This window comes from Nostoc sp. CHAB 5836, assembly GCF_020829445.1.
In the GTDB taxonomy this organism is placed as follows: domain Bacteria; phylum Cyanobacteriota; class Cyanobacteriia; order Cyanobacteriales; family Nostocaceae; genus Nostoc.
In genome coordinates, this window is sequence record NZ_JAIVFV010000022.1 from 48728 (window position 1) to 62917 (window position 14190).

Consider the following 14190-nt stretch of genomic DNA (forward strand, 5'->3'; position numbering starts at 1 on the left):
CAAAACCTGCATTCTGCGGGCGTTCTCAAAAATTGGCTAAGGTATTGAAATATAGTAAGGGTACGGTATACCGCACCCTTAGCACAATTATCAAAAACTACCAGATTTTTTCAATCGCTTAAGGGCTAATTTGCTTAAGCATCATCTAAAGCTGCAATTCCAGGCAATACCTTACCTTCAAGTAACTCCAAGCTAGCGCCGCCGCCGGTGGAGATGTGGCTCATTTGGTCGGCTAAACCAACCTTTTCCACAGCCGCTACTGAGTCGCCGCCGCCAATGATGGTAGTTGTGCCAGTTTTGCTAATTTCAGCGAGAGTATGAGCGATCGCCTCTGTACCTACGGCAAACTTGTCAAACTCAAACACACCCATTGGCCCGTTCCAAATTACCGTTTTGGTATCTGCAAGGGCATCTTGGAAAACTTTTACTGAGTCTGGGCCAATATCCAAACCCATACCATCATCGGGGATATTCTCAATGCTAACAGTTGTCGCATTAGCATCAGGAGCAAACTTATCTGCTGATACTATATCCGTGGGTAACAAGAAGGTAACGCCCCGTTCTTTAGCCTTAGCTTCCAAAGATTTCGCTAGTTCTAGCTTGTCTTCTTCTACTAACGACTTACCGACATTTAAACCACGGGCTTTGTAGAATGTGAAAATCATGCCACCGCCGATGATCAGCTTGTCGCACTTCTCCAGTAGCGTTTCAATCACGCCAATTTTACTGGAAACTTTGGAACCGCCAATAATTGCCGCCAAAGGACGTTGGGGATTTTCAATGGCGTTTTGCAGATATTCCAATTCCTTCTCAACCAAATATCCAGCCACAGAAGGACTGAGGAATTTAGTCACACCTTCAGTAGAAGCATGGGCGCGGTGTGCAGTACCAAAAGCATCATTTACATAAAAGTCAGCATTAGCTGCCAATTTTTTCGCAAATTCTGGATCGTTTTTCTCCTCTTCTGGGTAAAAACGGACATTTTCCAGTAACAGCACTTGGCCATTTTGCAACGTGCCAACTTTAGCTGCAACTTCATCACCAATCGAGTCATCAGTTTTAACGACTTCTTGCCCCAGTAACTCCGAGAGACGCTTGGCAACGGGAGTTAGGCGTAATTTGTCATCCACACCCTTGGGACGCCCAAAATGGCTGGCGAGAATGACCTTAGCACCCTTCTGCGTCAAATCTCTGATGGTTGGTAGAGCGGCGCGAATGCGAGTATCATCGGTAATGTTGCCTTGATCATCCACGGGCACATTAAAGTCAACCCGCACTAGGGCACGTTTCCCAGATATATCAGCCGAAGATAAACTTGCTAAACTTTTTTTGGACACACCAAACTCTCCTGATTGCCTTTTTGTTATTGTTTTGAAAGTAGAACCATCCAGATTTTACCGGAGTCAGGGGTGTCCAGGTGACAGAAATGTTTAAGACAGTACTATTTCCTATTGATCAAAGCCGGGAAACGCGGGAAGCTGCTGACGTAGTTACCAACGTAGTCAAAAAGTATGGCAGTCGCTTGGTGCTGCTGTCTGTGGTAGAAGAACCGCCAAAAGACGCGCTTAGTGCAGATCCGATGGTGTCACCAGAGGTAGTTGCCAAACTGCTGGAAAATGCCCAATCTTTATTTTCTGGGCAAGGAATTCAATCCGAAATCCTGGAAAGGCAAGGCAAACCAGCTTTTACTATTTGCGATGTCGCTGATGATATCGGGGCTGATTTAATCATCATGGGCTGTCGGGGGTTAGGCTTGACTGAAGAGGGAGCAGATGATAGTGTCACTACTCGCGTGATTAATCTTTCCCCTTGCCCAGTGCTGATTGTGCCTTAGACGTTGTTTGAAAAGTGGTTAGCTGTGATTTTAGGCACTTATTGATCCCCACAACCCCCCTTTTGAAGCTACGGTTTATACACAAGTTGGCAGACCTCTCCCCAAACCCCTCTCCGACGCGGAGAGGGGCTTTAAATCAGTGAACAGTGAACAAGTATCCGCATTATCACAGTTAGGACGGGAGCAACGTCACAAAAATCAAAGCTTTTAGTTTGTAGTCAGGGCTACCCTACGGGAACCCTCCGCGAACAGCCCTGATGAAAGAAGACTTTAGTCCTCTCTTCTCTTCTTAAGCTGCACTTCTCTTCTTAGGCTGCGCCAAGGACTACGCTCAGTGACCACGCCAACGAGACGTACTCGCGTTCACTACAAACTCCAAATAATATGCCAGTTGCGTAAGTCCTATGTAGGAGATGCAAAGGCGAGTGCGTCCCAATACTGCTCGGTTAAGCCCAAAAACCTTAACCCGTGTAGGTTGGGTTTCGTTCCTCAACCCAACCTACGATTTTCCAAAACCTACGCAGTATTGGAGTGCGTCCAACTCTTAAAAGACGCACTGGCCTTTGCGGTGCGTTGAAAAAATTCATTTTGACAAAGAGTTAAGCCTTAAGCCGAAGCGTATTGGTTGATAGCGGGGCGAGTATAAATTCGGGCACACTTTAGGTAATGCATTTACAAAATACTGGGGTAAACTTGCAAGCAAGTTAATGCAGAATATTACTTAGCGGCTCGTCGGTCTGGGCATCACTTACAATGGAACACTGGCAATTTCTGATACAGAAACAAGGCGCTCGCTCATGGCATATCCTAGAATCGCCAAATTCGGAAATTTTGGAAGGGGAGTATCGAGTTTTGGCTCGTTCTAACCATCCTAATACAGACGTGGATGTGTGGGTAACTCACTCTTCAACGAAAGAAGTTCAACCAACGCGGCGAATCTTCAAGCGATCGCGTCGCACTAACTCAGAAGGCTTAATGGCGGTAGTTCCCTTTACCTACTTCGCGTCAGGAGTTTGGGAATTACGGTGTTCCGGGGATTTGATGTCGGATCTGCTCGGTAAATCTTGGCAATATACTGTCAAACTGCAAGTATTGTCTCAGGAAGGAAAGGGGGAGAATCTAGAATCAAATTCACCTGATCACTCAGATACTGTTTCTGAAAACTTGGAATACACTGCCCCAGCAGAACCCGAAATTAGATTAGATCAAGCGATCGCTGTTTCTACACAACTGGGAATTACTAGACACAGCAACCCCGCTACCATTTTGGTGCCAGATGAAACAGAAGAAGATCTAGTTATCGACGAGCCTGTGAGTCCTGTGTGGCTCAAAGGGGAGACGGCAGAGCAGATTTTACAAAATTTAATAGATTTAGCTTTACCCAGCTCTGAAACCCTACCTAAAGATGAAAAGGTTACAGATTTTCTAGCAACACAAACACCACCACCATTACTGCTAACTTTGGGTCACGATAGTTACATTGCTTGTTGGGGACAAGCTTTGACAATCAGTGGGCAGATACAACTCCAAGAAAAGACCAATCTAGATCAGCCTGAAACATTATCCCCAAAAAGCTTGTGGGCGCTTGAACTAGAAATTGAACTGCGATCGCCCAACAACTCGAAAATCTTGACTCAGGTACGACAACCCTTACCAGACCAGGAGTTGCCCTTTACCATCAATACCTCAATTGATATTCCTGCTGACTGTGAATCTAAGTTAATTTTGGCAGATATCAGTTTATATGGTAGATTCGCCGATGTTGGCGCAGTCATCCGGTTAGCCAGCCAGTGCTTCACCATTACAGCAGATATAAGGGAATTACTGGCGATCGCAGCCGCAGCAAAGCCTAGTACATCCTTAAATGACACCATACCACCATCGGACTCATCTGCTGCTTTCACAGAACCAGAGGCATCTGTGAAGCTAGATTTGAAACTATTCAATCTGGTCAAAATTCCCAAAACAGACCAGCCTCAGATACTTAATCCATCCCCAAACACACCCCTACCACCGCAAATTAACCTGCAAGTTCTGCGAGAAGTTACCCTGCGGACACCTAAGCTCAAGAATTCAGTCACTTCGCCTCAATTGCCGAAACTGCCTCCTATTCAAATCGATGCCAATACTCTCACAGATATTGTTGCAGAACCCCCCATACAGGAGGAGCTTCTAGAAAAAAAGGCTACCATAGCTGCCATCAACTTGGAGCAGTTGGTGATCAAGCAACGTCGTCGAATGCCAATACTCGCCACTACTTTCCCATACTTGAAACGGCTACAAACTTTGCCAGGTGATGGAGAAGAAGAAGTAAAAAACAATGTCCCCCCAGATGCATTGGAAGTTCAAGCGGCTGAAGACTTCCCGCAGTTGAACACAATTGTTGCTGAAGAACATGAAACAACACCAGAATTAGTCTTAAGTGATGCGCGATCTCAAGAAGAATCTTTTGCTGACATACAAGTCCAGCCAAATATACAATTCCAGGAAGAATTAGTTGCTGAAATAGAAGCCCAGCAAAATGCACAATTGATTACAACAGGCAATCTTTACTCATCCCCTCTACTCAGGAAGTGGATGCAGAGCCAAGGATACTCTTTACCTGAATCTGTCAACGATCTGCAACCTCAAGACTACGATAACTATGTTCCAGCCCAGCAGAGTCCCGTTTCTCTAAGTGCAGACACTGCGAATGTTGATGTCAACTTGCCGCTAAATCTAAATGCCAGCACGGAGATATTGCGTCAACAGTATACATCGCAAGAAGTCCAAGGGTTGGATTCCGATGTGAGGAATTTTGAGGAAGATGTAGACACAGCCAAGGAAGCAAAGCTGTGGATAGGAGAAAATACGGAAATAGAAAAAGTCTTACAAGAACCAACACTCTCATCGGCTCTGTTAACACAAATACCGCCCCCCCCTCCTCCGATCAAAATAAATATAGCGTCAGCTTGGTTAGCGCAAGAAATTGTTTTAGATGATACATATAGTGAATTGGAAGCCGATGCAACCAGGAGTTACCCCTTTGAACAACAGGAGCAACCACTGTTAGATTTACCTTCTTTAATTGCGGCAGCTAGTGAGCCTTTACCTATTCCACAACTCCATGTGCCAGAAGGCGAGCTAATCGCTGGCAAGTCTGTCATAGTGAGGGTAGTACTGCCGGAAGTACCTCCCCAAGTTGTTGTCAAGTTATGGCTTCAAGATTATCAAACTCGCTGCTTAGTGGATGGGCCGTATCTATTGACAAATTTACTACCTAATGCATTGGGAGGGTTGAAAGTGATGACCCAATTAAACATTCCCTTTGGCTGTTTGGAAATTCGCTTGGAAGCGATCGCACTTGATCCGACAACCCAACAGGAGAGTCACAAAGTCACAATAGTACGGACTGTAATTCCTCCAGACTTGCCAAGGTTGCAGCTAGATGAACTCCTCGGTATTTGACATCCACCCCAAGGGTTAAACTACAGAGCATTGGTGTCAAATTAAGCTCAAACGCTCATCCCACAGGCATTTTACCCCACCCCTCAATCCCCTCCCCCCTTACGGGGAGGGGAAACAAAGCGTAGCTTTGGCTCTTTGGGTTTCACGTTACAGCGATTTTAAGGTAAATGAACCACAAATAGACCTCTCTCCAAACCTCTCTCCTAAAAGGAGAGAGGCTTTGATTTTCTCCCCTTCCCTACAAGGGAAGGGGTTGGGGGTTAGGTCTCATAATTGTGGTCTAAATACATGAAAACTGCTGTAAGTTGACACCTATGACTACAGAGTCCCTACTCCCAATATTGCCTGTGTTAAAAATATGAAAGAATTTCAAAAATTTGGCAGAATTTGCAGTAAGCTCATTTTGAATTGTAGTGTTATTTAACAGGAGCTTTTACTATGGCAGCTTCCTTTTTGCCTTCTATCTTCGTTCCGATCATTGGTTGGGTTTTACCAGCTATAACCTTCGCCTTTCTATTTTTATACATTGAAAGCGACGATATCAGCTGATGTAGTCATGGATCATTAGTCGTTAGTCATTAGTCATTAGTTATTTGCAAATGACAAAGGACAAATGACTAATGACCAAAATTAATACCGCCCATCTCATAGAGACAGGCGGTTTTTTACGTTGATTTCTCAACAAATGCTAGAAAATTCTGACTTATAGTGTTCGTTTCAAACAGATGTTAAATCGAAGAACCAAGTCCGGCGTAGGCACCATAAAAGAAGATGCCCAGGACTGTAATTATACCTAAACCTGCGATCGTAGCGACGACCCACAGGGGAATTCTCCCACTTCCAGACACAGTTTTTCTCCTCCCTTAACAACAAATCAACACAGGTTCATTGACACTCTCCGGGCTAAGACCACGGAGATGATTAAGACATCAGTGTCTTAACATCCTGATTTATCAGGTTCTTGGGCTGCACCACATTTGCCCATAGGGCGTAGTGATATCTCCTCAAAGTTTTTCCGGGCGTAGACTTACCCCCAGTCCGGGGGTAGGTTTTTAAATCTTGTACTGATGAGGTGATTTGGTCACCGCAGGCTAAACCCTGCAATTAGCTTTCATCCCTGGTCTAAAACACAAAAAACGGAACTACATTCCTGTTATTCCAGGGTTTTCAGCATTTTTCTTATAAACAAAGATTAACAGCACTAGTTCCAGTTAGTTAAAGAAATAACTGGAAAACAGAATACCCAGAACGAAAACTAGTAGTAGTCCCAGGTATAGCGAAGTCCGGTTTAGTTCAACCGGTTGATTATTGGGATTGGGCGATCTTTCTACCATAATTGCTCCTAACGGTGAATAAATTGCATTGCGGCGATCGCGCCCAAAAAGAATACAGTCGGTACACCCAAGGTGTGAACTGCCAGCCATCTAACGGTAAAAATTGGATAGGTAACTGGTTGATTGATGTTATTGCCGCTAGTCATGATCTCAAACTACTTTCCAATAAATTGTTCAACTTGTTTTTTAGCTTCAAAACGGTTCTTCACAATGGGCACTTCTTGCCGCGCTGGTGTGAAATACTCGTTAGGGCGGGGTGTGCCAAAAGCATCATAAGCCAGCCCCGTGCTGACAAATAGCCAACCGGCAATAAACAATGCCGGGATGGTGATGCTGTGAATCACCCAGTAACGAACGCTGGTAATGATGTCCGAAAACGGACGTTCTCCAGTGGTACCTGACATCTAGATTCCTGCCTTCTACATAGAGTGTTATTGAGTTTATTATCCTACAAAGTTAAGAAAGAGTTACAAGTTGCAACCTTCTTCTCAGAAATTGGGAATTGGGAATTAGGCATGAGGCACTTATACTGCCCTTAAGAGCGGGACGCACTCGCGTTCGACTACACAGTTCGACTGCGGTTCCATCTCTTCTTAGGCTACGCCAACGAGCAAAGTCGAGATGCCCACCGTAAACTCACCAACCGCGAAGTCAAAGTATTGGGCATTGAGCAGAGGGAAAAAAACTTACTGCAACTTCTACCCTGCTCCCTCATCCCCCTCATCCCCCTCATCCCCCTCATCAAGCCTCTCCTGGCGAACTTCTTTCCGGGTTTGGTAGATATTTGAGCAAAACGCCGCGATCGCCAATTATAAATCCCCGTTCTGGTTCCAAAAACACAATCTTGTACAAATTAGCCGCAACTTCTTCCACTGCACGGTCTTTTTCCCAAGTTTTGCCACCATCGCCACTCCGGAGCAAATTACCGCTACCGCCACCGATCCAAATTTCATTGGGTGTGCGATATGCCAAATCCAGCAAACCCCAACTGGTGGATAGCTCTGGATATTGTGCCTTTTGCCACTCATCAGCTTTAGTTTCGTCGCTAAACTGAATTTGACCGCCTCTAGCTAGCAACCACAATTGTCCATTTTCACCAAAGCCCATGTTTTCTACCCGCCGAGAACTGTTGCGGTTATGTGGTACCCAAGCATCTTGTCCTGGTTCCCAAGTTGAGTAGAAACTACCCTTAGCGGAAACCGCAACATATTTACCATCAGCAGAACGTTCTATGTTACGCACTACACCTACTGCTGATTCCACCTGCGCTTTCCAATTTTTGCCGCCATCTGTGGTCTTATATATGGCTCCAACATCAGTAGCCATCTCAGCTGTATTATCTGCCAATGCCTTAATTGCGATCGGGCTACCTGGTAGCTTTTCGCTCAGAGGAATACGCGACCAAGAACCACCTTCATCGGTAGTATGAAGTAACAATCCAGGCTCTCCGGCAATCCAGCCTTCTTTGCCTGCAAAACTTACTGAGTCAAAGCGATACTTTTGATCATCCAGTTGCAGCGTTATTGGTTTCCAGGTATCACCACCGTCATTAGTTTCCAATAGGGTGGCATTGCTACCTACTAAGTAGCCATGCTCGGAGTTATTAGTAAAAGCAATATCCAATAAATTCGAGTCTGTTGGCACAGAAATGATTTTCCAAGGGTTGTAGCTAACAGATGGTATTTTGCTACAACCTATGCACATGACGACTACTATTAACAAGGCAGCTATTCGTTGCCAACTTTTCACAATTGAATGCATCAGGATTTCTTAATTATTTCTAAATTTCTGTAGGAGTTGGCAGTTAGGATCCTGGGCAATCCTGGGTTTTTCATTTGGAATTTTGAATTACTTAACGGGTATCACTGTAAGCCGTAGAGACTGATAAAAAACAAAAAGCCAAGAGCCAATGCGCCAAAAATTAGGATATTTTTTTGGGTTGGCGTCAGGTTGTTGACACCAAAACCGTAACCGAGATTTTCTTTGAAGCCGGATGCAGTACCCGCAGGGCCGATATTGGCAAAAGCGGTTTTCTTCGCACTACAAACTGGACAGCGCCAATTTATGGGCAGTTCTGCAAAGAGTGTCCCGGAAGGGATATCATGAGTGTCGTCTCCTTTTTCAGGTTCGTAAACGTAACCGCAGGCGCGACACTCGTAGCGGTCTAACACCGGAGTTTCAACAGCTGGTTCGCTCATTGCTAAGGCCTCGCAGAGGAGAATTCTTAAATATACGTTAAAAATTATGACATAATTGTTAGACTTTTCTATCACTACCAAAAACGAATCAAATACCTAAAGTGCATCTGTTTCGCAGATTTCAGAAAAACCAAACAGATATAATGTAAAAGAAAGTTACGCAGTTAAGGGATGGGGCATAGGGCATAGAACATTGGGCATAGGGCATTAATTCTTCTCCCCCTGCTCCCTCATCCCCCTCATCCCCCTCATCCCCCCACTCCCCACTTCAATTACACCTTAAGCGGTAGATACTCATTGTGTTTGTTCTCAGTGGTTACGAGTACCTTCTAGGCTTCTTCATAGTCTGTAGCCTAGTTCCTGCCTTAGCGCTCTCAGCATCCAAGCTCCTACGACCTAGTGGTTACAGCCCAGAACGGCACACCACTTATGAATCGGGCATGGAACCCATCGGGGGAGCCTGGATTCAGTTCAACATCCGCTACTATATGTTTGCTCTAGTCTTCGTCATCTTTGATGTGGAGACTGTTTTCTTGTATCCTTGGGCGGTAGCTTTCCACCGTTTGGGGCTATTGGCATTTATTGAAGCGCTAGTCTTTATTGCAATTCTTGTAGTCGCTTTAGTTTACGCGTGGCGTAAAGGAGCTTTGGAATGGTCTTGAATTCTAACTTAACAACCCAGGGCAAAGAACGAATCATCAACCCCATTGAGCGGACTACAATCACTCAAGACCTTTCAGAAAACGTCATTTTGACGACGGTCGATGATCTCTACGACTGGGCGCGGCTTTCTAGTTTGTGGCCGTTGTTATTTGGTACTGCTTGCTGCTTTATTGAGTTTGCAGCTTTAATTGGCTCCCGATTTGACTTTGACCGTTTTGGGCTAATTCCCCGTTCTAGCCCCCGCCAAGCCGATTTAATCATTACCGCAGGGACTATTACAATGAAGATGGCTCCCCAATTGGTGCGTCTTTATGAACAAATGCCAGAGCCAAAGTATGTAATTGCGATGGGAGCTTGCACAATTACTGGCGGGATGTTCAGCATTGATTCCCCCACGGCAGTGCGCGGAGTCGATAAACTAATTCCTGTGGACGTGTATTTGCCTGGTTGTCCTCCTCGTCCAGAAGCAATTATCGACGCAATTATTAAGCTGCGGAAGAAAATTGCCAATGAATCGATGCAGGAGCGGGATAAAATTAAGCAAACTCACCGCTACTACAGCACGACTCATAACTTGAAGCCAGTAGAAGAAATCTTAACTGGTGAGTATTTGCAGTCAGCAACTCGCTCTGCACCACCAAAGGAATTGACAGAAGCGATCGGTATGCCAATACCACCTGCACTGCTGACAGCAAAGGCGCAAAAGGAGGAACAAACCCGTGGCTGATGAAGAATCTAAACCAGTACCAGCAGCCAAAGAAGAGTCATTGGTACAAGCCGGTAAAGTTTCCCAGTGGTTAACGGAAAATGGCTTTGACCATGAGTTTTCAGCACCAGACAAGAATGGTGTAGAGATAATTAAGGTGGCAACAGATTTTTTACTTCCTACTGCTACAGCCCTTTATGCTTATGGGTTTAATTATCTCCAGTGTCAAGGTGGTATTGACCTTGGCCCAGGACAAGAATTGGTGAGTATGTATCACTTGATTAAAGTCGGTGATAATAGCGATCGCCCCGAAGAAGTGCGAGTTAAGGTGTTCTTACCACGGGAAAACCCTGTAGTGCCTTCTGTATACTGGATTTGGAAGACCGCAGATTGGCAAGAGCGCGAGTCTTACGATATGTACGGCATTATCTACGAAGGACACCCAAATCTTAAGCGGATTTTGATGCCGGAAGATTGGGTAGGTTGGCCTTTGCGGAAGGATTATATCTCGCCTGATTTTTACGAGTTGCAAGACGCTTATTAGACATTGCTGAGTTTTGGCATTAATTAACCCCTTTCCGGTGGCGGAGAGGGGTTATATTTTTGGTGTTTCATGTCAAGTTGGCTGACAAAACTTGCTGTAATTCATTGACTGTATTTACAGTTTTAATTGCCTGCTGAATTGCTTTTAATTCCTGCAAATCCGTAATTTGAGAGATGATCGGCATCAATTCTAAACCTTGATTGCCAAACTTAATTTCTAATGCCAATTCAATTCCTGAATATAACTCTTCCTTTCTTCCTCGCAGTTCTCCGCGTGCTTCTCCGCGTGCTTCTCCGCGTGCTTCCCCTTTGCTAAAAATTTCTTGATACCAAGGCGACTGCTCTAAAAGTGCCATATCCCACCTCAGAATTTGTTGAACTATTGCACTATCTAATACAAAGGTAGCAAAAAATCCTAATACTGTTTCTAGTTGATTCAATTGTTCATCTGCACGTAATATTCGCAATGCGTCCCGAATCGTAGACTCGTTATCACCACCTTTGAGAATGGGTACAAACGGCAGTAATGATGGTAAGGGTTGTTGAAAAGCAATCTCGACATCAACTTCCCACAGATTAATGACACGGTAATCTTGAATAGCACGTAAACCAGCAATATTTGATGCATAACTTGTCGGTATTTCAGCATCACTTGCCTTGAGGATATTAATTAGTACTGGGTACGTTGGCAAATTATATTTTTCTTCTGCAAGTGCTGCATAAGCACGCATCCTGCGCGGCATTTCTGGTTTATAGCGCAGTTGTAATTCGTTAAGAACGAGAAATTTTCCATACTGGGGACTTTCGACACGGATTAAAACATCACTTTCTCGACTTATCCACTGAAATTCTGAGTTGAGAATTTCACCAGCAACAATATCAGGAATTTGTGTTACCCATTTTATCCAGTTATCAGGTGCAAGGCTGATTAAGCGTTTAGTGCTGACATCGGCGGGTTTGATCATGGGGTGTAAATCCTATAATACCTAAAGCCTACTTCAGTAGACTAAAGATTTTTCCGATTATTTAGTCATCTTTTAGATGACTTTCGCTATGAGCAAGGAACTGAAGTTCCTTGCGGGACATAACTTTCACGTTAATTGATCCCCCAACCCCCCGATAAATTGGCTACCGTGTATACACAAGTCGGCAGACCTCTCCCCAAACCCCTCTCCGAAGCACAGAGGGGCTTTGAAGATTGACGCTAGTAGGGAACGCGCTGTTCTTGTTAGGTCTGAGAGCGCTTTAAGCAAAATAAGTCACTTGTGTATACACTGGATCTGAAAAATCAGGGGGCAAAACCTTTCAAAGTCCCCTAATGTATCGCGGGACTTTGATTCTTCCCCCAATTTATCGGGGGGTTAGGGGCGATCTAAAATAAATACTGCGTAGGTTTTTAATATTTGTAGGTTGGGTTGAGCCAATGCGTTACCCAACAAACCCGGCAAAATGTTGGGTTTCGTTCCTCAACCCAACCTACAAATTTTTTATTTTTTTGCCAAAACCTACGCAGTATTAGATCAATAAGTGCCTAAAATTACAGCCGACCACTTTTCAAACATCCTGTAAAATATTCAGCGAGATTTCCTAGTAATCGGAATCGGTATCTCTACCGTTGTATCTGTATTTATGGGACAATCTAATCTAAATGTTTAAAGTAATATGTCAGAAACACCCCAAGACGATCGCATTTGGATTGTGACGGATGAAGTGCCGCAAATATCCATTCCTGACGGTGCTAAAGGCGGGAGTACTAATACACGCAGTTGGGGAGAGGAAACTATCAGGGAATCTACTGGTAGCAAAGGGGTAGGAGATGCTGTTAAGGTTAGCGCTCAAAAATTAGAGCAAAATATGACTCACTTTCTCAAAGTTGTGGGAAGTTTGTTTAGTCAAGCCGAAGAGCAAGCAAAAGTTAACTCCAAAATGCAGCTAGATGAAATTGAGCTATCGGTGGAAATTAGTGGGGAAGGAGAAGTTAAATTAATTGGTAATGGTGCCAAAGCTGGGACTAAAGGAGCGATTAAGCTGAAGTTCAAGCGCCAAGAATCACAGTGAAATGGCAAAAAATTGGGCGATCGCGATCGGAATTAACCATTATGATTATCTGCAACCGCTAAACTATGCCAAGCGGGATGCACAGTTAATGCAAGAGTTTTTGGGCAATGAAGCCGGATTTGAGCGGATATTTTTCTTCTCTGATGACTCACCTGAACTTGCTGGAAAATCCACTCGCCCAACTCGCACTAACTTGCTGCGAGTCTTGCGACAGTTATTTGACAATCCCTTTATGGGAGCAGGGGATAATTTCTGGTTTTTTTTCAGTGGTCATGGGATAAGATACGCTGACCGTGATTATCTCATGCCCTGTGATGGCGATCCAGAGGATATTGAAAACACGGCAATTGCGATTAACTTTGTGAGTGAACGTCTGCGTCGCTGCGGTGCTGATAATGTTGTCTTGATTCTGGATGCTTGTCGCAATGAAGGCAAAAAAACAGGTGAAGGAATTGGGCGACAAACCGCAGAAGAAGCACGTCAACAAGGAGTTATCAGCTTTTTTTCTTGTATTCCCCAGGAGTTTTCTTATGAAATTGAAGCTTTACAACAAGGTGCTTTTACCACTGCATTACTAGAAGGGTTAGGAATTCAAGGTAAGTGCGCTACTGTGGAACGCTTGGAGCAATATCTCAAGTTTCGTGTGCCTGAATTGGTTCGCCAGCATAAGAATACAAGGCAAACGCCTTATGTGATTGCTGAACCTGTAAATAAATCCCATTTAATACTTGTGCCACGATATGCAACTTTAGCAGATATTGCCACGTTGAAAAATGATGCTTATCGCGCTCAGAGTAAGAGAGACTTTGATTTAGCAAAACAACTCTGGATTAGGGTACTAGCTGCTGCATCAGGTCAAGATATGGAAGCTATAGAAGCCTTGGAAGAAATTGCTCGATTGCGAAATAGTTCTGCAATTCCTGATTTACCTCAGCAAACAATTCCACAAGCATCTAAGTCAGTTACAAATACACCTATAATTAAACCTCCTCAAATTCCAACTCCCAAGCCAACCTCACCATCCCCGATTAATAATACTCAGACTTCTGGTGCGGGACAATTTTCAACATCTACAACTTCAACACCTTCTTCGCCATCAAACCTAATATTACCTAACTGGTCACGACGACGTGTAATTCAAACTGCTGGGTTTGCAGTTACTGGGTTGGGTTTGACAATTGCAGCACCACATTTTTTGCGATCTAATTCAGGAGAAACTAGTCCAACCAACACCAATGAAACACCAGGAAATGCACAGGGAAACATCACCAAGCGCATTACCAGTGATGCAAAAGACTTTGTTGAAGACTTAGGAAATGGTATCACCTTGGAAATGGTTCCGACACCGGAAGAAGTGGCACAACACCAGAAGCAACGCAGCGATCGCTTGGCAGCCAAACTGCGAGA

At 44.4% G+C, this 14190-nt stretch carries 17 protein-coding genes; 9 read left to right on the forward strand and 8 right to left on the reverse strand.

Translation table 11 applies throughout. The features are described from left to right. Positions 1-134: 134 nt before the first annotated feature. Positions 135-1337 carry a phosphoglycerate kinase gene (pgk, locus tag LC605_RS07000; RefSeq protein WP_229546837.1) on the reverse strand — a complete coding sequence of 401 codons (1203 nt, stop codon included), beginning with the start codon at positions 1335-1337 and terminating at the stop codon, positions 135-137. Between the two features lie 89 nt (positions 1338-1426). Between pgk and LC605_RS07005 the strand changes: the two genes are divergently transcribed. The 3 genes from LC605_RS07005 (at position 1427) to LC605_RS07015 (ending at position 5830) form a co-directional block, all read left to right on the forward strand. Next, positions 1427-1834: a universal stress protein gene (locus LC605_RS07005; protein WP_229546850.1), complete on the forward strand. Its 408-nt coding sequence runs from the start codon at positions 1427-1429 to the stop codon at positions 1832-1834. Between the two features lie 753 nt (positions 1835-2587). Next, entirely contained in the window at positions 2588-5281 is a 2694-nt protein-coding gene (locus LC605_RS07010; protein ID WP_229546838.1) for a hypothetical protein, read from the forward strand. Between the two features lie 438 nt (positions 5282-5719). Further along, positions 5720-5830 (forward strand): photosystem I reaction center subunit VIII, encoded by a 111-nt coding sequence (locus LC605_RS07015; protein ID WP_084227157.1) that lies wholly within the window; start codon positions 5720-5722, stop codon positions 5828-5830. 179 nt (positions 5831-6009) lie between these two features. Here the strand turns inward: LC605_RS07015 and LC605_RS07020 are convergent, their stop codons facing one another. The 4 genes from LC605_RS07020 to psbE all read right to left on the reverse strand — a co-directional run bounded on the left by LC605_RS07020 (position 6010) and on the right by psbE (position 7019). Then, a complete protein-coding gene (locus LC605_RS07020) occupies positions 6010-6129 on the reverse strand; it encodes a photosystem II reaction center protein J (RefSeq protein ID WP_012411803.1) in 120 nt (39 codons plus the stop codon). Between the two features lie 363 nt (positions 6130-6492). Then, complete coding sequence (locus LC605_RS07025; RefSeq protein ID WP_012411802.1) at positions 6493-6615, reverse strand: photosystem II reaction center protein L; 123 nt, start codon at positions 6613-6615, stop codon at positions 6493-6495. A gap of 8 nt (positions 6616-6623) precedes the next feature. Then, positions 6624-6761 carry a cytochrome b559 subunit beta gene (gene psbF, locus LC605_RS07030; protein WP_012411801.1) on the reverse strand — a complete coding sequence of 46 codons (138 nt, stop codon included), beginning with the start codon at positions 6759-6761 and terminating at the stop codon, positions 6624-6626. A 9-nt stretch (positions 6762-6770) separates the two neighbouring features. Next, the gene (gene psbE / locus LC605_RS07035; RefSeq protein WP_012411800.1) at positions 6771-7019 is read right to left on the reverse strand and encodes a cytochrome b559 subunit alpha; all 249 of its coding nucleotides are present in this window, start codon (positions 7017-7019) and stop codon (positions 6771-6773) included. A 217-nt stretch (positions 7020-7236) separates the two neighbouring features. On the opposite strand from psbE, the gene LC605_RS07040 reads away from it, so the two are divergent. After that, positions 7237-7395, forward strand: a complete 159-nt coding sequence (locus LC605_RS07040; protein ID WP_229546839.1) for a hypothetical protein — start codon at positions 7237-7239, stop codon at positions 7393-7395. Here LC605_RS07040 and LC605_RS07045 read toward each other — a convergent pair. Both LC605_RS07045 and LC605_RS07050 read right to left on the reverse strand, forming a co-directional pair. Then, a complete protein-coding gene (locus LC605_RS07045; RefSeq protein WP_229546840.1) occupies positions 7357-8376 on the reverse strand; it encodes a photosynthesis system II assembly factor Ycf48 in 1020 nt (339 codons plus the stop codon). The two genes, LC605_RS07040 and LC605_RS07045, sit on opposite strands and share 39 nt — an antisense overlap. A 101-nt stretch (positions 8377-8477) precedes the next feature. Continuing rightward, the gene (locus LC605_RS07050; protein WP_229546841.1) at positions 8478-8813 is read right to left on the reverse strand and encodes a rubredoxin; all 336 of its coding nucleotides are present in this window, start codon (positions 8811-8813) and stop codon (positions 8478-8480) included. A gap of 299 nt (positions 8814-9112) precedes the next feature. On the opposite strand from LC605_RS07050, the gene ndhC reads away from it, so the two are divergent. Genes ndhC through LC605_RS07065 form a run of 3 tightly spaced genes read left to right on the forward strand, consistent with a single transcriptional unit; the run spans position 9113 to position 10726 of the window. Then, positions 9113-9475 carry a photosynthetic/respiratory NAD(P)H-quinone oxidoreductase subunit C gene (gene ndhC, locus LC605_RS07055; protein WP_229546842.1) on the forward strand — a complete coding sequence of 121 codons (363 nt, stop codon included), beginning with the start codon at positions 9113-9115 and terminating at the stop codon, positions 9473-9475. Further along, complete coding sequence (ndhK, locus tag LC605_RS07060; protein WP_229546843.1) at positions 9466-10203, forward strand: photosynthetic/respiratory NAD(P)H-quinone oxidoreductase subunit K; 738 nt, start codon at positions 9466-9468, stop codon at positions 10201-10203. Before ndhC ends, ndhK begins: the two co-directional genes overlap by 10 nt. After that, complete coding sequence (locus LC605_RS07065) at positions 10196-10726, forward strand: NAD(P)H-quinone oxidoreductase subunit J (protein ID WP_229546844.1); 531 nt, start codon at positions 10196-10198, stop codon at positions 10724-10726. Before ndhK ends, LC605_RS07065 begins: the two co-directional genes overlap by 8 nt. Before the next feature lie 67 nt (positions 10727-10793). Here LC605_RS07065 and LC605_RS07070 read toward each other — a convergent pair whose 3' ends face one another. Then, on the reverse strand, positions 10794-11690 hold the full coding sequence (locus LC605_RS07070; protein ID WP_229546845.1) for an Rpn family recombination-promoting nuclease/putative transposase: 897 nt from the start codon (positions 11688-11690) through the stop codon (positions 10794-10796). 697 nt (positions 11691-12387) lie between these two features. Here LC605_RS07070 and LC605_RS07075 point away from each other — a divergent pair. Together LC605_RS07075 and LC605_RS07080 are read left to right on the forward strand one after the other, a co-directional pair. Further along, complete coding sequence (locus tag LC605_RS07075; protein ID WP_229546846.1) at positions 12388-12783, forward strand: hypothetical protein; 396 nt, start codon at positions 12388-12390, stop codon at positions 12781-12783. A gap of 1 nt (position 12784) precedes the next feature. Then, positions 12785-14190, forward strand: a 1406-nt coding sequence (locus tag LC605_RS07080) for a caspase family protein (RefSeq protein WP_229546847.1), incomplete at its 3' end; no start/stop codon positions are given.